This is a genomic window from Limnoraphis robusta CS-951, assembly GCF_000972705.2.
This window is the reverse complement of sequence record NZ_LATL02000241.1, coordinates 1-20,403: the sequence shown is the minus strand read 5'-3', so window position 1 is coordinate 20,403 and position 20,403 is coordinate 1. Positions and strand designations below refer to the sequence as shown.

At 41.8% G+C, this 20,403-nt stretch carries 21 protein-coding genes; 11 read left to right on the top strand and 10 right to left on the bottom strand.

Annotated features, from left to right (window positions below; translation table 11 throughout):
• Positions 1 to 57: 57 nt before the first annotated feature.
• Positions 58 to 1,080: a LysR family transcriptional regulator gene (locus tag WN50_RS20620; RefSeq protein ID WP_046280370.1), complete on the bottom strand. Its 1,023-nt coding sequence runs from the start codon at positions 1,078 to 1,080 to the stop codon at positions 58 to 60.
• Between the two features lie 122 nt (positions 1,081 to 1,202).
• Here WN50_RS20620 and WN50_RS20615 point away from each other — a divergent pair, with 122 nt between their 5' ends.
• Together WN50_RS20615 and WN50_RS20610 are read left to right on the top strand one after the other, a co-directional pair.
• The gene (locus tag WN50_RS20615) at positions 1,203 to 1,916 is read left to right on the top strand and encodes an NnrU family protein (protein ID WP_046280369.1); all 714 of its coding nucleotides are present in this window, start codon (positions 1,203 to 1,205) and stop codon (positions 1,914 to 1,916) included.
• A gap of 49 nt (positions 1,917 to 1,965) precedes the next feature.
• Positions 1,966 to 2,349, top strand: coding sequence for a thioredoxin family protein (locus tag WN50_RS20610; protein WP_046280368.1), 384 nt, complete (start codon positions 1,966 to 1,968; stop codon positions 2,347 to 2,349).
• 303 nt (positions 2,350 to 2,652) lie between these two features.
• Here WN50_RS20610 and WN50_RS20605 read toward each other — a convergent pair whose 3' ends face one another.
• A complete protein-coding gene (locus WN50_RS20605; RefSeq protein WP_046280510.1) occupies positions 2,653 to 2,910 on the bottom strand; it encodes a TIGR03643 family protein in 258 nt (85 codons plus the stop codon).
• Positions 2,911 to 3,233: 323 nt separating this feature from the next.
• Between WN50_RS20605 and WN50_RS20600 the strand changes: the two genes are divergently transcribed.
• The 3 genes from WN50_RS20600 (at position 3,234) to WN50_RS20590 (ending at position 7,793) form a co-directional block, all read left to right on the top strand.
• Positions 3,234 to 5,657: a dynamin family protein gene (locus WN50_RS20600; protein WP_046280511.1), complete on the top strand. Its 2,424-nt coding sequence runs from the start codon at positions 3,234 to 3,236 to the stop codon at positions 5,655 to 5,657.
• A 68-nt stretch (positions 5,658 to 5,725) separates the two neighbouring features.
• Complete coding sequence (locus WN50_RS20595; RefSeq protein WP_046280512.1) at positions 5,726 to 6,718, top strand: diguanylate cyclase regulator RdcB family protein; 993 nt, start codon at positions 5,726 to 5,728, stop codon at positions 6,716 to 6,718.
• Positions 6,719 to 6,797: 79 nt separating this feature from the next.
• Positions 6,798 to 7,793 (top strand): patatin-like phospholipase family protein, encoded by a 996-nt coding sequence (locus WN50_RS20590; RefSeq protein ID WP_046280513.1) that lies wholly within the window; start codon positions 6,798 to 6,800, stop codon positions 7,791 to 7,793.
• A gap of 72 nt (positions 7,794 to 7,865) precedes the next feature.
• Here WN50_RS20590 and WN50_RS31090 read toward each other — a convergent pair whose 3' ends face one another.
• Both WN50_RS31090 and WN50_RS20580 read right to left on the bottom strand, forming a co-directional pair.
• Positions 7,866 to 9,152, bottom strand: coding sequence for an S-layer homology domain-containing protein (locus tag WN50_RS31090; RefSeq protein WP_053221566.1), 1,287 nt, complete (start codon positions 9,150 to 9,152; stop codon positions 7,866 to 7,868).
• 509 nt (positions 9,153 to 9,661) lie between these two features.
• Positions 9,662 to 10,837, bottom strand: a complete 1,176-nt coding sequence (locus tag WN50_RS20580) for an RNA-guided endonuclease InsQ/TnpB family protein (protein WP_046280514.1) — start codon at positions 10,835 to 10,837, stop codon at positions 9,662 to 9,664.
• Positions 10,838 to 10,963: 126 nt separating this feature from the next.
• On the opposite strand from WN50_RS20580, the gene WN50_RS20575 reads away from it, so the two are divergent.
• Both WN50_RS20575 and WN50_RS20570 read left to right on the top strand, forming a co-directional pair.
• The gene (locus WN50_RS20575; RefSeq protein WP_046280515.1) at positions 10,964 to 12,349 is read left to right on the top strand and encodes an aminopeptidase P family protein; all 1,386 of its coding nucleotides are present in this window, start codon (positions 10,964 to 10,966) and stop codon (positions 12,347 to 12,349) included.
• A gap of 267 nt (positions 12,350 to 12,616) precedes the next feature.
• Positions 12,617 to 12,889 carry a hypothetical protein gene (locus tag WN50_RS20570; RefSeq protein WP_046280516.1) on the top strand — a complete coding sequence of 91 codons (273 nt, stop codon included), beginning with the start codon at positions 12,617 to 12,619 and terminating at the stop codon, positions 12,887 to 12,889.
• On the opposite strand, the gene WN50_RS20565 is transcribed toward WN50_RS20570, so the two are convergent.
• The 3 genes from WN50_RS20565 to WN50_RS35020 form a co-directional block, all read right to left on the bottom strand.
• Entirely contained in the window at positions 12,865 to 13,341 is a 477-nt protein-coding gene (locus WN50_RS20565; protein ID WP_046280517.1) for a TspO/MBR family protein, read from the bottom strand. The two genes, WN50_RS20570 and WN50_RS20565, sit on opposite strands and share 25 nt — an antisense overlap.
• Positions 13,342 to 13,493: 152 nt before the next feature.
• The gene (locus tag WN50_RS20560) at positions 13,494 to 14,153 is read right to left on the bottom strand and encodes a MerR family transcriptional regulator (protein ID WP_046280518.1); all 660 of its coding nucleotides are present in this window, start codon (positions 14,151 to 14,153) and stop codon (positions 13,494 to 13,496) included.
• Between the two features lie 239 nt (positions 14,154 to 14,392).
• Positions 14,393 to 14,554: a hypothetical protein gene (locus tag WN50_RS35020; protein WP_162490189.1), complete on the bottom strand. Its 162-nt coding sequence runs from the start codon at positions 14,552 to 14,554 to the stop codon at positions 14,393 to 14,395.
• Between WN50_RS35020 and WN50_RS20555 the strand changes: the two genes are divergently transcribed.
• Positions 14,549 to 14,767, top strand: a complete 219-nt coding sequence (locus WN50_RS20555) for a zinc ribbon domain-containing protein (protein WP_235441043.1) — start codon at positions 14,549 to 14,551, stop codon at positions 14,765 to 14,767. The genes WN50_RS35020 and WN50_RS20555 overlap by 6 nt on opposite strands.
• Positions 14,768 to 14,825: 58 nt before the next feature.
• Here WN50_RS20555 and WN50_RS20550 read toward each other — a convergent pair whose 3' ends face one another.
• Positions 14,826 to 16,172: a hypothetical protein gene (locus tag WN50_RS20550; RefSeq protein ID WP_046280520.1), complete on the bottom strand. Its 1,347-nt coding sequence runs from the start codon at positions 16,170 to 16,172 to the stop codon at positions 14,826 to 14,828.
• 85 nt (positions 16,173 to 16,257) lie between these two features.
• Here WN50_RS20550 and WN50_RS20545 point away from each other — a divergent pair, with 85 nt between their 5' ends.
• Positions 16,258 to 17,106: an endonuclease/exonuclease/phosphatase family protein gene (locus WN50_RS20545; RefSeq protein ID WP_046280524.1), complete on the top strand. Its 849-nt coding sequence runs from the start codon at positions 16,258 to 16,260 to the stop codon at positions 17,104 to 17,106.
• A gap of 276 nt (positions 17,107 to 17,382) precedes the next feature.
• Here WN50_RS20545 and WN50_RS20540 read toward each other — a convergent pair whose 3' ends face one another.
• Positions 17,383 to 17,826, bottom strand: coding sequence for a T3SS (YopN, CesT) and YbjN peptide-binding chaperone 1 (locus WN50_RS20540; RefSeq protein ID WP_046280521.1), 444 nt, complete (start codon positions 17,824 to 17,826; stop codon positions 17,383 to 17,385).
• A gap of 333 nt (positions 17,827 to 18,159) precedes the next feature.
• Between WN50_RS20540 and WN50_RS20535 the strand changes: the two genes are divergently transcribed.
• Positions 18,160 to 19,281, top strand: coding sequence for a glycosyl transferase (locus tag WN50_RS20535; protein WP_046280522.1), 1,122 nt, complete (start codon positions 18,160 to 18,162; stop codon positions 19,279 to 19,281).
• A gap of 306 nt (positions 19,282 to 19,587) precedes the next feature.
• On the top strand, positions 19,588 to 19,737 hold the full coding sequence (locus WN50_RS34770) for a hypothetical protein (RefSeq protein ID WP_160315415.1): 150 nt from the start codon (positions 19,588 to 19,590) through the stop codon (positions 19,735 to 19,737).
• A 28-nt stretch (positions 19,738 to 19,765) separates the two neighbouring features.
• Here the strand turns inward: WN50_RS34770 and WN50_RS20530 are convergent.
• On the bottom strand, positions 19,766 to 20,403 hold a 638-nt coding region (locus WN50_RS20530), incomplete at its 5' end, for a pyridoxal-phosphate dependent enzyme (protein ID WP_049560536.1).

Genomic DNA, 20,403 nt, shown 5'->3' with positions numbered 1-20,403 from the left:
ATGCCAATAGCTTGTAAGCCTTTGTGAATAGGAACAGTAATCAGGACTACAGTCAACCTAGACTGTTTCTTCACTCAACTCCGACTGCATGATAGAGTGATTGGGTAATATGTCTACCCCTTCCGGTTTTTGATAACCTAAACTGTATTTACCTAAACCGGGAGTAGAAAACCCAGGTAAAATCTCATTGACAAAAGCTTCTGCGGCTTTCGATTGATAACGATGGGGATTAGAAATCGCCGAGAGAACTCGGGTAATGATCACTCGCTCAATCTTCACTGTTCGCACCACTCCCATCTTTAATTCCTTTTCAATCGCTGAGGTCGAAATAAATGCCACACCTAAGCCAGACTGAACTGCATTTTTAATAGCTTCAATTGAACTTAACTCCATCTCGATTTTCAAACGAGTCGTATCAATTCCCGTGCGAGAGAGAACTTGATCAATCACACGACGAATAGTGGATTGATGGTCTAGACTGATAAACTGAAGCTGATATAAATCTTCTTGAGCAATCGTTTCCCGTTCAGCAAAAGGATGAGAAATCGGAACAACTAAAGCCAGTTCATCTTGAGCATAAGGGACAATTTCCAGAGATTGGGCGAGTTCTGCCGAAACTTCTCCCCCCACAATCGCTAAATCCAGTTGTCCATTAACGACACTCCAAGCGGTACGGCGAGTCGAATGAACGTGTAACTGCACCGCAACATCGGGATATTTCTGCCGAAATAATCCGATCATCCGGGGAAGTAGATAAGTCCCTGTAGTTTGAGAAGCGCCGACAATCAACGTACCTCCCTTGAGATTTCTGAGATCTTCAATGGCTTGGCAGGTTTCCTGACACAGTGAGAGAACTTTCTCTCCGTAAGTCAGGAGGAGATGACCCGCTTCAGTGAGTTGAGCGCGACGTCCAGCCCGATCAAACAACGGTACATCTAACTGTCGTTCTAAGTTCTGCACCTGAAGACTGATAGCCGGTTGGGAGACATACAAGCTATCAGCCGCCCGCTTGAAGCTTCCCTCAGCCGCGATGGCTTTGATAATGCGTAATTGGTCTAGTGTGAATGGAACATCTGACATAAGACTTCACCTCAACAAGCCAGAGGAGCTTTAAGACAAAATAGGAGGGGATCAAGTTCTTTCAGCATACTGCGGGATGATTTGTATTGAAGTTAACTTTATTATCGACTGAAGAGGTGACAATGGTGGATAAATGGCTAATACCCAGCCATTTTGTGATGTTGGGGTTGCTCTTGGGCTTTGCTGTCGCTCATAGTGGTTTAGCGGCTCTGCGTCCTTGGGGTGAAACAAAAATCGGCGCTCGACTCTATCGGATTTTGTTTGCTTTGGTTAGTTTACCTCTGGCGGTTGTGCTGGTTATTTACTTTTTCAATCATCGTTATGACGGGGTACAACTGTGGCAAGTTCAACAGTATCCTTTTGTGATTCCGCTTGTCTGGGGACTCTCTGCATTCTCGTTTGTGTTTCTCTATCCGGCCACGTTTAACCTGCTCGAAATCGCAGCGATTGAAAAACCCCAAGTTCATCTCTACGAAACGGGGATCATTCGCATTACCCGTCATCCTCAGATGGTTGGACAGGTGATTTGGTGCATCGCTCACACGCTCTGGCTCGGTACAAGCTTCACGCTGGTCACTTCTATCGGTTTGGTAGCTCATCACCTATTTGCGGTTTGGCACGGCGACAGACGCTTAAGAGCGCGTTATGGTGAAGCATTTGATGCAGTTCGGGATCGCACTTCTGTGATACCCTTTTTGGCAATTGTTCAGGGTCGTCAAACTTTGGAGTGGCAAGAGTTTGTCCGTTGGTCTTATCTGGGTGTTGCTGTTTTCATCATTCTCTTGTGGCAAGTTCATCCTCTTTTGATTGGTGCCACAAGTAACATAGCCTGGTAGCATGATCCCAGTGATATTAAACGTCCATTAATAAAATACTTCCAAGATTATGCTGCTTTCAATTCGTGAGCAAAATTTTGCTAAAGAGGTCTTGGGTGCCTCTGTCCCGGTACTCGTTCATTTTTGGGCGCCCTGGTGCGGGTTGTGTCGGCTGATTGTTCCTCAGTTGCACCAATTTCAAGCTAACTGGCAAGATCAGGTGAAAGTCGTTGGTGTCAATGCTGATCAAAGTCTCAAACTAGCCAGTACCTATCGCCTCCAGACTCTACCCACCCTGATTTTATTCGACAACGGCCGAGAGTTAAATCGGCTGGAACAGTTTCACGGACGGGAAGATTTGCGACGGACTCTCGATGAGTTTATGCAAAATTACCAAAATCGATGTCGTTCTCTCTCCCTGTCTACCCCTGAGTATCTCACTTTAGAAGCCTAATTCCCTTAAATTTCATTCCCAATAAAATTGCACCCAAATATTCAGGGTGCTTTTTTTTCAGTTATAGCACTTCGCGCAGGCAAGAGGCAAGAGGCAAGAGGCAAAAGGCAAAAGGGAGGAATTTGCTCAGTCACTATCAGGCTTTTCACCATTCTTCGTTTGAATCAATCTATTTTGTTCCCGTCGCTACACCAACACCAGACATCGGGGCGGGTTGATCTCAGTTATCTCTAGGAAAACATACATTTTTACAGAACCCGCCCCTACATCAACACCTGAAATTTATTTCCCGATTTCCTGTTATTATGTTTTTTGATTTGCTGACTTAAACCGACCTTTGTCAAAGTCGCGTTTTTGTAAATGTTTAGTGTTGCGTCCACTGACTCGTTTACGCCACATCCTAAAGCTAGAGGGTTTCATTTCTCGTCGCATTAACGCAATCACATCTTTTTCTTTTAAACCAAATTGGATTTCTATCGCCTCAAAAGGAGTTCGATCTTCCCAAGCCATTTCGACAACGCGATCAATCGTCTGTTCGTCTAGATTAATCTCTTGAGTCATTGAGGGTTTCTCCTACTCGCTATACCCGCCTATTCTCTAATCTTACAACAGTTTAAGAAACTGTAGACAACACAACGCAATAGGTTTTGCTGAACAAACGACTTTCATAGAATCAGTGTTTCTACGGAGATCGAGGTTCATTTTGATTCATAGAAAGTTCTGAAAGTTCAGTAATTCCCACATTGATATCTAAGTTTTAATCGCTTATTCTTGAATATAAAGCCTTCAAAGTTCTGTTGAACAGTTTCCCGTTATAAACAGAGCCAACGCCTAGAGAAAATTCTCGGGAGAAGCCTTTATTCACCTTCGAGGGATTTAACGTTATGAATGGGACCGAATTTAAACCCAGTGTTCAAGATCTGCAACAGGATGTGATTGAGCTGTTAAAAGAAGTCAGTCAATTAATGGGTCGAGCTAATTTTGCTTTGAGTTCAGAAGATTTCGGTCAAAAATACGGAGATTTTCAAAAGCAAGTTGAAAACGAGACTCGAAAGGTTGAGAACTTGGAGTTAAGAATGGCAATTGTTGCGCCGATGAAAGCAGGTAAATCTACAATTATTAACGCAATTATCGGTCAAGATTTGCTTCCCAGTCGTAACGCTGCAATGACGACACTACCCACAGAGATTTTTTTCAACGCTAACTTAAATGAACCCATTCTCACGCTAAATGATGAAGTTTTATCTATTTTTCAAGACACTCTTGAGAGTTTGCAGCGAAAAATTAACGAATTAGGTTCGGAAGAAACTGAAAAAAGAATTGCTCAATATCCCCACTTAAATGATTTGGTACGGAATATTCAAAGTTTTGGAGCATTGCTGTTAAAACCAGAAAATCAAGGACGAGAAGAAATTCACAAAATCCTCAGTGTTCTTAATGATATCGTTCGTCTGTGTAGCGTTTTAGATCCAATAAATGATCCACTGTTCAAACTCCCAGATGTTCCTCGTATTGAAACACCTTTTTGGCATTCTCAGGAAGGCGAACAATCCAACAAACTCGGTAATTTAGTGATTGTTGATACTCCGGGACCAAATGAAGCGGGAGAAAACCTTCGCCTGAGTGCTGTAGTGGCGGATCAATTACAAAACAGTTCCATTGTGTTGATTGTTCTCGATTTTACACAGCTAAATAACCAAGCCGCAGAAGGTGTAAAAAAACAGGTTCAACCGATTATTGATTTACTCGGAAAAGAAAACCTTTATGTTCTAGTCAATAAAGTTGATCAACGTCGTCAAGGAGATATGACCCCTGAAGATGTTAAAAAGTTTGTTGCTTCTGACTTGGAACTTAGTAAGTCTAGCGATACAGAACAAGTGTTTGAAATCGCTGCGATTCGAGCTTTTTGTGCCACTAAATTTTTATTGGAGTTACAACAAAATCCCGACGCTGAATTAACAGAATTAGTCACAGCAGAATCACTGGCTCAAGAAGTATTTGGGATTGACTGGGAAGAAGATCTCGAGGATGCAACAAAGGAAGAACTAGAGAAAAAAGCTCTAAAAATGTGGAAGAAGTCAGGATTTGCACCCTTTCTTGATCAAGCAATTAATGTACTGATGGAAACTGCGGCGCCTCGCTGTATGATGTCTGCACTCAATGTCACTCATTCTTGTCTCTTAAAATTATTAGATGATGTAAAACTTCGGGGTAGCGCGATCGCACAAGATGAGGACAAGTTGAGGTTAGAAATTGGTGCGCTCGAAAACGATTTACATAGTCTTGAAAAATGTCGCAATCGATTAAAAGTTGTTGATTCAATCATAACATCGCTTGAGAGCAATTTGAATCAGATTCAACTAAAAAAAGAAGCTAAAGTCAGCATAGAGGATTACTCCATTGAGGAAGACTACAAACAGAATGGTGCTATAAAAAAACCCGATACATTTAAAGCCAAAGCCTTAGTCGGAATTGCTCCACCAATTAATTTAGGCGGAAGCTTCGCTCTTTTTCCTAAATTTTTTTCACCAAAAACAAAGCCTAAGACCGAGTACAAATCAGCAGGAGTTTTTGAATTTAAGACCGAGCAAGAAGCACAAGAGTGTTCCGAACAAGCGGTTGCTTGGGCAAGAAAGAGATCGAAATTTATCATGTCAAGTGTTCGTCAAAATGCAGAAAAAGAGGTTGAACAAGCTCGAATAAACTTGACAAAAGTTTTAGAAAAACAAACAAAGCCCATCATCGAAAAAGCGAAAAAGCGCTTGAATGAAACCTTCGAGATTAACTTGGATTTACCCTCACCTACTTTAGAGTCAGATGATAGTTTGACAACGATACAGCCTGATGTGAAATCTCAAACTCGCCTGCGAGACGGAGGGTATGGTACGCGAACAGTTATAAAGCGTTCTTTTTGGCATTGGCTTTGGATAGTCCCTTATGAAGAGGAAGAAACTTACAAAAAGCCTGATGTCCGAGAAGATTACTATGTTGTTTCTCTAAATGATTTAGTTGCTCAGATTAATGATTCTCTCGAAGCAAGCATTGGTAAGATCAATCAGGATATTTCTGAGTATCTTAAAGAAGACTTCCAAGAACGAATTGATACTTTCTTTGATCAGCTTAATGCTTATCTTGGGAATTATAGAGACAGTTTGAAACAAGCTCAGAAAGATAAAAAACTTTCTCTTGAACAGCAAAAACAACTCATTGATGAGCTTAAATTTGTCGATCAAGAGGCAAGCAAAAAAATTGCAATAGTAAACTCATACATGAAGCGAAATGATCAATTAATGCCAACTAACAAATAGTCAATTACTCAGGCAGGGAATTAATTCCCTGTCTAACCAACCAACTTAATCCCATTTACCGAGTTAAAATGTTCTCAACTCACCGACAACCCCAAACAGAATTAAGCGATCGCCTTCAACAACTCCAACAACGAATTCCCCTAGTTAGCGATAAAGCATTGGTCGATTTAGTTAACGGAATAGACATCAATAAAGACTTAATTCGTTATCGCAAAAGTCGAGGATATTTCGGACAACTCTTTGAGAGCTTAACCGGAAGCGATCGCCAACGTCAACTGTTACTCGATGGCAACCTGATCGCAGGTCAAGAAGCGTTGTATAATTGGGTATTAGAATTAACAGATTCTCTAAGTATTAGCCAAGTCGCCCTAAAAGTTACCCAACAATCATTATTAGAAGCACGGGAAGCCATTCGCCGTCAAAAACAAGCAATATTATCTCTGAGTGAACACCTCGAAAACTCAATCAACGCAATTAACCAGCGATTAAATGAATTAGAAAGCCGAATTTATCAGCTAGAAATTAGAATCGCCGCATCGGAAGATTTGGATCGAATTCTAACCGCTTGGATGGCGGAACAAACCTATACAAACTTACCCTGGGCGATACAAATAGCATTGTTAACCAGGGAAATATTTAGCAGTTCCGTTGCAATTTACGAACAAGTAACGGGCGATACTAAAAGATTTCGTCCCCTTGTGGTAAATAAAATACTAGCCCACAGTCAACCCCCTTCTAAACAATTTTTTGGACTCGCAAATTTACTCAATCAAACCTGTAAAGAAATACCCGCAGATGATCGCGAACTTACTGCGGCGTTATTAGAAGTGCGATCGCTTCGGTTTTCGCGGCTACAAACCACACCATTATTATTTACTCTCGGCACAACTTTAGAACTCGCAATTTTACCGCCAGACGCCCAGCCGAAACAAATTGGAAAATGTGCGATCGCTCTTTGTCGCCAACAAATTGATCGGATTTCTCAAACCACCGATGCGCGAGAATTTGTTACCGCTATTGTCGAAGAAATTGCCAATGATTGTGTTAATTTAATTCGGTGAGTCAGTTCGTTGTAGGGCTTCAGCCCAATTGTAATGAATGCGCTAAAGCGCTACTACAAACTTTATATTTTTGAATAAAATGATTGAAAATTTTCTCAATTCTCAATGGGGATTAGTATTAACCGGAGGCGGTGCAAAAGGTGCTTATCAAGCGGGCGCACTGCGTTATTTAGCGGAATTGAACTTTCAACCCAAAATTATCGCTGGAACCAGTGTAGGCGCTCTTAACGGGGCGGTTTTAGCCTCTTATCGCCCGTTTTCTAACGCCGTTCAACAGCTAAATGAACTCTGGACAAATCTCGGAGAAGTTGAAATTCTTAAACCCAATACTGAACAAATTTATCATCTTCTTAGTTACGCCGCCCAAACTTTTATCCCCACTTTTCGAGAGTGGATGTTACATTTTTTAGTTGAAAGCGGAATCTTGAAAGATAGAACCGCTTTTTACGATCCAACTCCGATAGAATATCTGGTACGAGAAACGATTAATCCCGTTGAGTTGCGGCGAGGAATTGAACTCTGGGTGACAGTATTTCCTTCGTTAAAAATACCCGGTTTGGGTTATGATTGGTTAATAGATTTTATTCGCGCTAAAATGGGAACGGGTGCAGAATGGTTGTGCATTCAAGATTGCCCAGATCACGAAACTGTTTATAATTTATTGTTGGCGAGTGTCGCTATTCCTCTAGCTTTTCCCTGTCGAAGTGTTAACGGGAAAAACTACGTTGATGGCGGTTTGGTTGATAACGTTCCGTTGGGTGCATTAGCGGCTAGAGGTTGTACTCATGTAATTGTGATACACTTGGGAAGTGGTCGGGTTTGGAACCGCCATGATTTTCCCCATCAAACGATTATTGAAATTCGCCCGCAAAAACTACTCAATTCAGATTTACAAAGTTTGCTCAACTTTGATGCTGACAGAATTCAAGAGTTGAAACAACAGGGTTATGAGGATGCAAAATCTCAGCTTGAACCGATTTTCAAAGGATTTAGAAGTCTTTCTCGGTTGTCTCAAACTCAACAAAATTTAATCAGTTCGACAGTTGAGTTATTAGAGGATGAGCCGTTATTCTAGGATAGAAGATGAGCTTAAATATCCCGCTTTTACAATCACTCAGGCTTCAGTTTAACGGGGTATAAGTTAATATTAAACCCCTTCAGGATTATTCTGATTTTGTAAACGTTCTGGAGGAGTATTTCCCCAATCTTGACGAATCGGAACATATTGACCTCGAATCGGATTATAACGATAAATCAGAGAATAGTAAACCGGAGAATTTGAACTATTTGTTCGGAAGTCAAGCATAATTTCCGGTTCTTTATCTCCATTAATATCGGCAATTTCCACCCCTAAAAATTCATCAAAAGGCTGATTATTTCCCCGAGCGACTAATAAAATTGATTCACTAAATCTTAACTGTCCTCGGCGAACAATTTGTAAACGTAATATTTTGTTCGTTGAAGGCTGATCTTCCGGTTGATAAAACAATAACGCTTCGACATCTTCTAAACGAGCGCTGGCTTCTAAAGACTCAGGAATCTCCGGGATAAGCGGTAAAGACTCAGATGGGGGGATTTCTTCAGAAGAATTCGCAGAGGGTTCAGAGGGTTCAGATGTTGTCTGTGTGGGTTGATTTTCCTCGGGTTTATCTGGAACAATTTCGGGTTTGTCTTCGGCTTCTTTGGCGTTTAAAACAATAGGTTGAGGCGTTAACTTTGATAACTCATCTGCTGGAATTCGAGCGATATATTCAGTCGGAACAAAAGGCGTTTGGCGAGAATCAACAATCACTTGACAGATAAATGTTGCAACTTCAGCCCGAGTGGCGGGTTGATTAGGATTTAATTTTTGAACATTCGGATAATTCACCACTAAGCCATTTTCAGTCGCCGCAGCGATCGCATTTTTTGACGCTTCAGGAATTTGATTTGCATCGGTAAAAATCCGCTCTAATTGTTCAGTCGATAAAAAACGGGGTTGATAACCTAATCCCTGAGTTAATGCGGTTAAAACCTGTACCCGTGATACCGTCACCATCGGATTAAAAGCACCTGCAATATAGCCCGAAAGAAAGCCTTTGCGATCCGCATCTCGAATCGCATCATAAGCCCAATAATTAGTCGGAATATCGGCAAAATTTGTGGGTTTGCGAACGGATTCAGCATCAGGAAACGCTTGACTAAAAATAATCGCTAACTCCACCCGTTTCATCGGTTCATCCGGGCGAAATCGATCATCTTCACGGTTTCCCCCAACGATTTTTCGTTGCGCCAAGGTTTGAATACATCCCTGCGCCCAATGTCCTTGAATATCTGAAAACAGGGTGGCGGTTTCCGGCTGAGTTTGAGCGAAACTCACCCCGACTGGATGAACAAGCGTAATTCCCAGCGCCACCAATACAGCTAACTTTTCATCCCCTTTTTTGCGGTTCATGTTGCATTTTAGAGCAAACTAAAGAATAGGTTTTCAGTTGTTCCCGGCTGTCTCAATCTCGTTTGAGTGAATTTTTCGGGTACTGCTAAAAACATCTTATCCTTTCCCCGTCTCAATATCAGTCTGCTGACACAACTTTAGAGAAGAGTTCCAAAACTATCTACAGCAGCCCAAGTTCTTCGCGCTTCGCTATCTGTTGATCGCTATTGGGTATATCCTGTACTTATACACCTTAAACATTATCAAACAGAATTCAGGAGTCAGGAGCCAGAATTCAGAATTGAATTCTGTACGAGTGGCAGATGAATAATTGGGTTGAAGACCCCCGCTAAATCTTCTATTTAGCGGTCTACAATCAGTGGCGGGTCCCAATCCCCCACTGATTGATTCTGACGGATTTATTCTGACGGATGTATTCTTCTTCAACACTTTCCAAATTTTCAGATAAGCCAATATAACACACTATTTTTGACATCCTCCCCTCCGTAAACGAAGGGGATTCCCAAACCTTACGATTTGGGTTTCTGCTTCTTAGCAGTTGCCTTGCGAGATTTACTCTCTTCGGGTCTTACACTCGCTCCACAGACTGACACGGCAAGCCCTGCCGCCAAAATATTTATACTAGCGTTGATATCTCGATCATGGTGAGAGTTGCACTTGGGGCAATCCCATTCCCTGATATTCAACGACATTTTTTCGCCGATATACCCACAATTTGAACAACGCTTTGAACTGGGAAACCATCTATCTATTTTGATCAATTCTCGTCCGTACCACTCAGCTTTATAGTTAAGTTGTCGAACCAGTTCTCCCCAATTGGCGTCGCTGATTGCTCTGGCTAATTTGTGATTTTTCACCATGTTCTTTACAGCTAAATCCTCAACGACTATCGTTTGATTTTCACTCATTAGTTGAGTCGTTAGCTTGTGAGTTTGGTCGCGCCTGCAATCAGCAATTTTGGCTTGAATTCGAGCTACTTTAACTCTTGCTTTCTCTCTGTTCAAAGAACCTTTAGTTTTTCGGCTTAAAGACTTTTGAGCAAGTCTGAGTTTTTTGTATAGCTTGTCAAAATGCTTGGGATTTGAAACCTTCACTCCATCGGAGGTGGTAAGGAGACTGCTGATACCAAGATCAATTCCCACTTTTTTATCGACGGGTTTTAGTTTGTGGTCTGTTGGGTCGTCAATTTTCAAAGAAACAAACCATCTTCCACTCGGGTCTAATTTGACCGTTATTGTAGAAGGTACGCATCCCTTGGGAAGTTGACGACTCCATCGAATTGGCAAAGGTTCAAAACACTTAGCAATGTAGACAAGACCTGCTTTGAATTTGAAAGCTGACTTGGTAAATTCGGCACTCCCACCGTTACGTTTTATCTTGAAGTTTGGGTATTTCGCCCGACCCGCAAAGAAGTTGGTAAACGCAGTTTGTAAGTGCCTCAACCCTTGCTGAAGGGGAACACAACTGACCTCATTTAAGAAGTCTAATTCCTCCTCTTTCTTCCATTCCGTCAGCATCGAAGAGGTTTGAGAATAGCCAACTCGTTCAAAACGTTCATACCAAGCCTCGGTTCGTACCGCCAGTGCCTTGTTGTACACCAGTCGCACGCATCCTAACGTTCTCCTCAACAGGTTTTCCTGTTCGGGAGTTGGGTAAAAACGGTAGCGATAGGCTTTCTCAGTCATGCCTCATAGTTTAACATATGTCTTGTGAAGACGTTAAACTTATTGAATAAAGCCGTCCTTTAGGGCGGGGTTTCAGACCCAAAATTTCGATGATCAATTAAACGCTCAAATTCTCCCTTGAAAATAATGCAACTGCCCACTGATTCCCAACAACTGCCTGACGCTTTACGTTCCCGACGAGAACAACTGGCAAAATTAATCGATTTTCCGGCTATTCTCTGGTCAGGAGGGTATCGTTCCCGTAATTTTCCCGCCAATACTTACCCGTTTCGCGCTAGCAGTCATTTTCTCTACTTCGCCGGACTTCCGTTAGAAAATGCTGTAATTCGCCTCGAGGGAGGTAAAATGGAGTTGTTCATCGATGAGCCGCCCCCCAGTTACGCCCTCTGGCACGGAGAAATGCCCAAACGGGAGACTATCGCAGAATCTATCGGGGCGGATGCGGCGTTTCCCCTGGCTGAGTTAGCGTCTCGGGTGGCAGGTGCAGCGACGATTTTAATTCAAGATCCGATCACTCAAACCCAACAGTTTCAACACCTTAACCGTGCAGTTCATCCTCCCAAAACCGCAACAGGCATTGATTTAGAACTGATAAAAGCGATTATTGCGTTACGCTTGTCTCACGATCAAGCGGCGTTAACTGAACTTCGCCAAGCCGCCAAAATTACCGTTGAAGCTCACAAAGCAGGTATGGCAGTCACTTCCAAAGCGAAAACCGAAGGGGAGGTCAGAGCCGAGATGGAAAAAGTCATAACTTCCCACAATACAGTGTGTTCTTACAATAGCATTGTCACGGTTCACGGTCAAGTGCTGCACCACGAAAAGTATTTTAACCCTCTACAAACGGGGGATTTGCTATTAGTAGATGTCGGTGCGGAGACGGCAATGGGATGGGCGGCTGATATCACTCGAACTTGGCCTGTTTCCGGTAAATTTTCCTCAACACAACGGGATATTTATGAGGTAGTTTTAGACGCCCATGATACTTGTATTGAAAAGATTAAACCGGGGGTAGAATACCGAGAAATTCATCTGTTAGCCGCTTTAAAAATTGCGGAAGGATTAGTTAATCTAGGCATATTAAAAGGTCAACCCAGCGATTTAGTCGAACAAGATGCTCATGCCTTATTTTTCCCTCATGGAATTGGTCATTTATTGGGTTTAGACGTCCATGATATGGAAGATTTAGGAGATTTAGCCGGATACGCAGAAGGAAGAATTAGAAGTGAACGGTTCGGGCTAGGATATTTGCGATTAAATCGTCCGTTACAGGCGGGAATGTTAGTCACAATAGAACCGGGTTTTTATCAAGTTCCGGCGATTTTGCAGGATGAAGAAAATCGGGAAAAATATCAAGAAGTAGTAAATTGGGAGAAGTTAAAAGAATTTGCAGATGTGCGAGGAATTCGCATCGAAGATGACGTCTTAATTACAGAAACGGGAACCGAAGTGTTAACGGCTAATTTACCCAACCAAGCCAGTCAAGTTGAAGCGTTAGTTCAGAGTCAATGATGAACTTTCAAAGAGAAACTAACCACAAAGATACAAAGACACGAAGATTTTCTCTGGGTGTCTTGGTGTCTTGGTGGTTTTTTCTCTATTTTAATTGGGGTGAGTTTCCTGGGTTTGGGTTGAATATTCTAACAAAATTGTAAAGGTTGAAGATAGCGATTTACAAATTCTCAAAAAGATTGTAAGATTAAGCAGACAGATTCCCTCAAACAAAACGGTTGAATTTTTTATTAAACGAGCGTCTACCTCTACCCCAACTTTGAATCTGTGGCTTATCGATTTTATGCCTTCAAACCAAACGGACAGTCTAACCCTGATGGTTCACCTTGTCAGGGAATTCTCTATCAAAGTTTTACAGGGCAATCATTCGCCGATAAAAATTGGCTAGAAACCCATCGATATATAGCAGGTTCAGCAAGATTACAAGGAACATCTCTATTTATTCCGTTGAACTTTTTTGAACCCAAACCCATTAGCCCCAAAAAGCAGGGGATCAGGAAATCTTTTGAAGCAATTTACGCATCTGCGGGATTAAGATGAGCCATCCGCCAAGTGACAAAAGTTCCGATAGGACTCCAGAGAATATAGGGAAGTAAAAGAAGAGTCGCTGCTTGAGAAATCGGTAAAATACTAATGGCTAGCATCACACATAAAATCGCCCCTGTCCCGCCAATAATCGTCCCGACTTGTAGACTTCGGGTTTTACACATGACCGGAGTATAAGCCATCGTCACGACTTCAACTAACAAATATAATCCCATCAATAACCAAGTTATAATCGTTCCCGGTTCTTGTTCCCAAACAATCACCGCAGACCAACCCAAGCCAATAAAAACTATCGTCCAAATCAGAGGAATTAACCGTTCAAACACCAACCAACTCGGACGCCGTAACCGTTGAAACCATCGTAGATCATCAGATTGAAGAAAGAGATTTCCGCCTAAAGCAACCGCGAAAGCAACCCCTGCAATCACCATCCAAGACTTAATCATTCATTATCACTCCGAGCCGAATAGTTGAGCCGGAACGGGTAAACTCAGAACTAGGGAGTAAGTTCTCAATTGAGAGTTTATTTCAAATTATCCGACTGACTCATTTTAATGGGTTTAGACTTCTCCCTAGTTCTTCCTTGAGACAGATTTACCTAACCCAAACGATGAGTATTTTCCATGTGTAAACTGGAATCTTCCGAAGGAGAACCCATCAGCAAGCTCTTGTTTTTAGATTGAAACACTCCTTGAATAGCTTTCATTAAACGATTCGACCTAGCTTGACCATTAAGGGCTAACCGTTGTTGTACCTTTCTACTGAGATGTCGCATCACAGAAACATCCAACTCATCAATAAATTGATCAGCGATTTGTTCTCCCATGTAATCAATGGCTTCTGAATATTGTTCCATTAGCATCTCAATCGCTCCTGATGCTTCTTGAACCACTTTTTCTGTTTGATCCGATGAATGATTCTCTGAAGAACTATAAACCGAGTTAGAAACCGATGGATTCGGTTGAGAAATCGGTTGAGCGTTTGCAGCAGAATTCCACCCAGACGACTCATAGGAAGGACGATGCAGCCGCCGATTCACGAGCTTTTTGTATTCATCAATGCTCATTCCCAAATTGTGTAAATGATGATGAACATGATCAATTAACTCCACTTCATTCGGAGAATAAATCCCGTGATTTCCATTCAAGCCATGCAATTGCGCCCAAGTTCTTAGCGTTGCTTCATCACCAATCTGATAGCGTTCCAACAATTGAGCCATCGTTAAATTGGTTTCAGGTGTTGGTTTAAAATCACTCATTAGAACATCCTCATCTCAATAGTAGATTGCTCCCAAACACAGTTCTCAGTGATCAGTGATCCGTTCTCTACTTGGGGTTGTCCGTTGTTAGAAGTCACTGCGCGGGTGTTCATCGTTTACTCAAAAAGCAAATTACCTTGTGCTGAACGGATCACTGAAAAAGCTGTCATGTGAAAGGAAAGTTTCAGCTTTTGTATTATGCCCGATCTTCCGATTAAATGTGCGTTAAATCTTGTTGATCAAATTGCAAAAGCTGCCAATTTCAGACAACTCAAGCTAAAATTAACAATCATGTAGCCCATACAATCATCGTTCACCTCAATTACCCTATCCTTAACCGTACCATGCCGATCTACGACTATTTCTGTCCAAGCAATAACCGGAAAGTCGAAGTGATGCACAGCATTCACCAGGAAATCAAAACCTGGGGTGAAGTCTGTCAGTTAGCCCAATGTGAGTTAGGACAGACTCCAGAAGATGCGCCTGTGCGTCGTGTCTTGAGTGCGCCGATGTTGTCTGTTCCGACGACTAATAGCGATTATCGCAACGCCGGATTTACTAAACTGGTAAAACGGGATCAAGGAGTCTATGAAAACGTAACCGCAACAGATTAACAAACTCATTCACCCCACGTTAACACTTAACACTCTCGACGTGGGGCTTACACATTAGTTAACTGGCGATCGCAGCTTGCCAAACCGCATGAGCCACTTCCGGTCCAGTAATATCGTTATGGGCGCCTTCTGGGCCTGAACCTTCTCGAATAAACTCGCGACTATCAAGATTATAGATTTGACCGGGATAAAAGGGGTAGGATGAATTTTGCTCCAACATATCCATATCAACCCCCCCAAAATCATTCCCTCCGCGAGCGCCAAACGCCCCTAAAGCTCCATACATGGGAAATTGGTTAAATTCAAAGAAACTCACCGATCGCGAAAATAAGCTCGTTGCACTCGCCGCTAAGGGATACCACTTACAAACCGCCGTATCAAACTTAGAATAGGTTGTGACAATCGATCCGGAAATTTTCTTCTCCGCAATTAACGGGTAAAAATACCCTGCAACTCCAGGTGTAACCGGAATATCCCGACAATAAGACCAATGAGAAAAAGCCCCTTGAATCAAAAATAAAGAGTTCACCGGACGTTCTAACACGCCCCAATTCTTTTCTCCCGATAACATTCCCGACACCACAATACAACCAAAACTATGACCAATTAAATGAAATCGTACCTGTTCCCCGCTTACCCGTTGTAAGTTCTTCAAAAATTCATGTCCCGATCCTTCTCCAAACTGACGCGCCCGATCCTTCATTTTCCAAAATGATAAGGTTCGCAACGGCGCTAAAACACCCCCCCAACTAAACCCGCCATAACTCAAAGCCTCCTCCCTCGCCACGAGAAACGTACTGTCGGGATCAAACGGTTCTCGATCATCGGCTGGTGAAGCCCCTAAATCTTGACTGGTTAACGTTGTTTCTTGGTTGAGAATGCGGTAGGCTTGGCTGACTTCGGGTGGTAATTCCTCCGGGGCGATGTTTTGTTGGGCGGATTGTAAAATCGTTTGCAAAGCTTGTCGAGAGGCGGATGTATCGCTCAAACGGGTTGCGTACTCATTTACCAATTGATTCATGGGAGTGGCTGTAGAAGAGGCGCTAAACCCATAGGAAATCGCCGAAGCATTTACCAAGTCATAATCGCCCCAAGGTTGACTAGGCCAGTGTAACCCGACTAAAAGCGGAGAAAATCCGGGTCGAATGTCTTTAATATTCTCTAGGTCGGTTTTTTGTTCTATCATTGCCTTAATCCAACGACCATATTGACGTCGGGCTGCGGGAACATCACTACGCCATCCATGACTGATTAAAAAAACGTCAGTAATCGGTTCAGTTTTTAACACTTCAATCACCCGTTGGGTCATCTGTCCATCAGGATCGTCTTTGCGTTCTTTTCCGGTTTCATCAAAGGCTATTAGGTAATATCTAAAGTCAGTTTCAGGCACGATTTCAACAGGCATGAGTCACTCCTTGGGCTGCGATCTTGTCAAATTGGGAGTCAGTCTTGCCAAGCTGACAAAAACTGTATCCAATTTAAAGGGGTTTATGAAATATAGAATTCAGTCAATTCTCAAGGCATTCGGTGTAATTTTACTGCTAATCTTTGTGGCGATCGCTCACCCGTTCCCCGCCAGTGCCGAACCCATGTCTATTATCAGTTATAATGTTGAATCTGACGATCTCAACGATACTGATCCGCAGTTAGTGGCTGAGGATATTCGAGAAATTTCGGGGGCTGACTTGTGGGGACTTTCGGAAGTTGCAGATCAAGCGGCGGCGGATCTTTTTACGGAGGCGGTTGCTTTTCCCGGAGCGGATTTTGATTCGATCTTCGGCACAACAGGTTCATTAGATAAGCTGCAAATTATTTACAACAAAAATAAACTTCAGCTTGTCGAGAGTGAAGAACTGAATAATATTGGCGGTTCGCGATCGCCGTTAGTGGCTCATTTTAAGTTTTTACCCACAGGTCAAGAGTTCTTGTTTACGGTTAATCATTTTAACCGAGGAAGTGAGACTAAACGCAATCAACAAGCTGAAAATTTACGCAATTGGGCGCAAGCACAATCCTTACCTGTTATTGCGGTTGGCGATTATAACTTTGACTATGATTTAGTCGATAAAAAGGGGAATAAGGCTTTTGATATCTTTTTGAAAAAAGAGGTGATGACCTGGATTAAGCCAAATTGTCTGAAAACCAATTCTTGTCCGCCAACAGGAACTCAATGTGATCCAAAATATGCCAGTATTTTAGATTATGTTTTTGTGTCTCAGATGGCGAAAATTTGGCCGGCTGAATCTGATGTTTTGTTGATTCAAAAACAGGTTTGTCAAAAAGAGAAGGAAGGATTTTCTGATCATTATCCCCTGACGGCTAATTTTAGCATTCCTTAGATTTTGAATCGAATTTTTGTGCCATCGCGATCGCCATTGATTATCATAAAATCAGGCGATCGCTTTTTTGATCTTTATTAGACTGAACGGAGCGAGTCTCATCAGTTTAGTTCGGTGGTTCGGTGAATATAAGAGTCTCAACTTCTATAAGTTGATCGTAACTTTTTACAACAGGGAATGAGTCAGGAACAAGTTATGCAAATCACCGGATTATCCTTAGAAAAAATTCAGGCGTTGATTAACCATAACCGTTAATGAACTCATCCCTATCTTTCACTAATTCAACCGATCTAAGGCTCGTTTTCCTCCCCATCGTTCTACAATTTTATCATCATAATCATCAGCAATTTCTAACACTGCATTCACGGAGGCTTCTAGTTCAAGTTTATCGCAAGTTGAACCCACAATTGTATGCTCAAATACGATATCCCCCCGTTCATCCACTCCAAACGCCCCGAAACGCATATTGTGATTTTCTCGTAATAGAAAACGCATTAAGTCTGGAGTGAGTTCGGCTCCTGTTACGACATAGGATCGGGCTGTAATTATAGCATCATCTTTCCCCCAAGGAAAGACTAACACTTCCACCTGAGCCGAACCCATAAACAGAGCAAGTCCTGGAACTTCTGATTTCGGACAAGGAAATTTACCGTAAAGTTCCCGCATCCAGCGCTCAATTTTTTCGTAGCAAGCTTCTTGCTTGAGAGTCTCAAACTTCATATCTCTATTTATTGTCTTGATGCTTCTCACTCGTTTTAGCATCTTTAGAGCAGTTGTTATCAAATTTATATCATTTCTATAACTCGTCGAACAAAAATTAACGGTACTGTCTGAATTGTGATTGCATGAGAGTCAGCAAGCCAGTGGCAGGCTACCCGATGGCGAAGCAGGGATGCGATACAAAAATTATAGTATGGATTGATGAATAAAATCAAGACTAGAGTTGATATTTTTTGGTTTTTTTGTCAGTTAATTATGAGATCATTATAGAAAATAATTTGGAGTCGGTGATCAATTATTATAATAGATGTCGGTATCTAACCGAGTTCATTTATGTCTAGACCTACTTTTTATATTGCTATCACCAATCATGGATTTGGCCATGCCGTTCGTGCTGCTTCTGTCGCCGCCCAAATTCAACATCTTTGTCCAGATAGCCTGTTAATTTTAGTCACAACGGCGCCGCGTTGGTTGTTAGAATCCTATATCGAAGGTGACTTTATCTTACGTCCTCGGGCGTTTGATGTCGGGGTTATTCAGTCGGATAGTTTAACGATGAATAAAGCCGCAACTCTCGAAAAATTACAGGAAATTCGCAAACAACAAAATTCGATTATCGCCGGAGAAGTTAATTTTATCCGTCAAAATCGCGTTGATTTAGTCTTGGCGGATATTCCACCTTTAGCCGCTTCTATTGCAAAAATAGCCGGAATTCCGGGTTATATGATGAGTAACTTTGGCTGGGATTTTATCTATCGAGATTGGGGCGGAGAATTTATAGAAATCGCCGATTGGGTTGCGGATTGTTTTAGTCAATGTAATGGCTTGTTCCGGCTTCCTCTCAACGAAGAAATGAGTGCTTTTCCTAATATTACAGACGTAGGTTTAACGGGAGGAAATCCGCGTTATAATTTAGATACACTCCGAGAAGACTTTCAAATTAATACCCCACCTGAAAAAACAATTCTTTTGACATTTGGGGGATTAAGTTTAGCTAGAATTCCCTATGAAAATCTACAAAGCTTCCCAGAGTTTACCTTTATCACCTTTGATAAAAATGCGCCTAATTTACCCAATTTAATCTCAGTCCAGACTCAAAAAGCACAAGTCAACAGTTCAATCGATTATACACATATTCGCCCCGTTGACTTAATGCCTTTATGTGGACGAGTGGTTTCTAAACCGGGGTTTAGTACCTATTCAGAAGCCATGCGGTTAAATATTCCCATTGTAACTTTGTCTAGAGAAGGGTTCGCCGAAGCCCAAATTTTATTAGAAGGGTTACAAAATTATAGCTCTCATCAAATTTTAACCGATGGGGAATTTTTTGAAAGCAATTGGGAATTTATACACCAACCGTTAAACCAGCCTCGTTTGTCTGAGGTTTTGGATAAAACTGGAAGTGAAACAATAGCTAAAATGCTGGTAAATCTGGTAAAAAATGGAGTGAGATAACATCGAGTTCAAGAAGTTTAATTCCTGTAGGGGCGGGTTCTCTAAAAGCTAGAATATCAGCCCGAGATTGACATAAACCCGCCCTAGCCTGAAATTTTAGTAAATGTGGTAAAAAATGGAGTGAGATAACATCGAGTTCAAGAAGTTTAATTCCTGTAGGGGCGGGTTCTCTAAGAGCTAGAATATCAGCCCGAGATTGACATAAACCCGCCTTAATATTAGAGTTAATCTAATTTTGTAAATCGTCCCGAAAAGCACAAATAAGCCGAGAAAATGAACCTAGCCCAATATTCAGGAGTTTAGAAGATGGATGTCGAAATTTATGTTTTAGTGGATACTTCAACTGCTTTAACGAAAGTAGATGTTTTCCTTTCAGAAACCGATGCAGTTTTAGAGAAGAATAAACGGGAAAACCCGACTAAAATAGAACTGTTCAAAAAAACCATAAAAGTTTAAATTCACTAATATTTGTTGAGTTTAAAAATCAACTAAATTTAAACAGTTCTGTGCTGAGATATCTTTCCCCTCCACTGGGTTGAAACGCGACAATAAGCTGATTTTGACAGTCCAAACGCTGTCCAAGTTGTAGAGCAGTATAAACAATTGCCCCCGTTGAAATTCCACTCAAAATACCTTCTTCTGTTGCTAATTTCTGCCCAATTTCATAGGCTTGTTCTTCTGTCACCTGTACGATTTCATCAATTAAATCCGTCCGCAAAATATCAGGAATAAAACCAGCGCCAATCCCCTGAATATTATGAAGTCCCGCAGACTTCCCAATCAAAACCGCACTATTAACAGGTTCAACTGCTATAATTTTTAAGTCAGGCTTTTGTTTTTTTAGATAATATCCCGCCCCCGTTAACGTGCCTCCCGTTCCCACACCCACAACGAGAATATCAACTTTACCGTCTGTATCTTCCCAAATCTCAACGCCAGTGGTTTGATAATGAATTTTCGGGTTAGCTGGGTTGCTAAATTGTTGAGGGGAAAAAGCATGAGGAATACTCGCCAGTAATTCATTTGCTTTAGCAATAGCCCCCGCCATATCTGCTTTAGCGGGAGTGGTGATAATTTCTGCACCATAAGCCTTAACAATTTGTTGACGTTCCTGACTCATAT

Excerpts from the sequence above, each read along its gene's own strand:
- WN50_RS20620 (WP_046280370.1), bottom strand. The coding sequence starts at position 1,080 with ATGTCAGATGTTCCATTCACACTAGACCAATTACGCATTATCAAAGCC.
- WN50_RS20615 (WP_046280369.1), top strand. The coding sequence starts at position 1,203 with ATGGTGGATAAATGGCTAATACCCAGCCATTTTGTGATGTTGGGGTTG.
- WN50_RS20610 (WP_046280368.1), top strand. The coding sequence starts at position 1,966 with ATGCTGCTTTCAATTCGTGAGCAAAATTTTGCTAAAGAGGTCTTGGGT.
- WN50_RS20605 (WP_046280510.1), bottom strand. The coding sequence starts at position 2,910 with ATGACTCAAGAGATTAATCTAGACGAACAGACGATTGATCGCGTTGTC.
- WN50_RS20600 (WP_046280511.1), top strand. The coding sequence starts at position 3,234 with ATGAATGGGACCGAATTTAAACCCAGTGTTCAAGATCTGCAACAGGAT.
- WN50_RS20595 (WP_046280512.1), top strand. The coding sequence starts at position 5,726 with ATGTTCTCAACTCACCGACAACCCCAAACAGAATTAAGCGATCGCCTT.
- WN50_RS20590 (WP_046280513.1), top strand. The coding sequence starts at position 6,798 with ATGATTGAAAATTTTCTCAATTCTCAATGGGGATTAGTATTAACCGGA.
- WN50_RS31090 (WP_053221566.1), bottom strand. The coding sequence starts at position 9,152 with ATGAACCGCAAAAAAGGGGATGAAAAGTTAGCTGTATTGGTGGCGCTG.
- WN50_RS20580 (WP_046280514.1), bottom strand. The coding sequence starts at position 10,837 with ATGACTGAGAAAGCCTATCGCTACCGTTTTTACCCAACTCCCGAACAG.
- WN50_RS20575 (WP_046280515.1), top strand. The coding sequence starts at position 10,964 with ATGCAACTGCCCACTGATTCCCAACAACTGCCTGACGCTTTACGTTCC.
- WN50_RS20565 (WP_046280517.1), bottom strand. The coding sequence starts at position 13,341 with ATGATTAAGTCTTGGATGGTGATTGCAGGGGTTGCTTTCGCGGTTGCT.
- WN50_RS20560 (WP_046280518.1), bottom strand. The coding sequence starts at position 14,153 with ATGAGTGATTTTAAACCAACACCTGAAACCAATTTAACGATGGCTCAA.
- WN50_RS20555 (WP_235441043.1), top strand. The coding sequence starts at position 14,549 with ATGCACAGCATTCACCAGGAAATCAAAACCTGGGGTGAAGTCTGTCAG.
- WN50_RS20550 (WP_046280520.1), bottom strand. The coding sequence starts at position 16,172 with ATGCCTGTTGAAATCGTGCCTGAAACTGACTTTAGATATTACCTAATA.
- WN50_RS20545 (WP_046280524.1), top strand. The coding sequence starts at position 16,258 with ATGAAATATAGAATTCAGTCAATTCTCAAGGCATTCGGTGTAATTTTA.
- WN50_RS20540 (WP_046280521.1), bottom strand. The coding sequence starts at position 17,826 with ATGAAGTTTGAGACTCTCAAGCAAGAAGCTTGCTACGAAAAAATTGAG.
- WN50_RS20535 (WP_046280522.1), top strand. The coding sequence starts at position 18,160 with ATGTCTAGACCTACTTTTTATATTGCTATCACCAATCATGGATTTGGC.
- WN50_RS34770 (WP_160315415.1), top strand. The coding sequence starts at position 19,588 with ATGGATGTCGAAATTTATGTTTTAGTGGATACTTCAACTGCTTTAACG.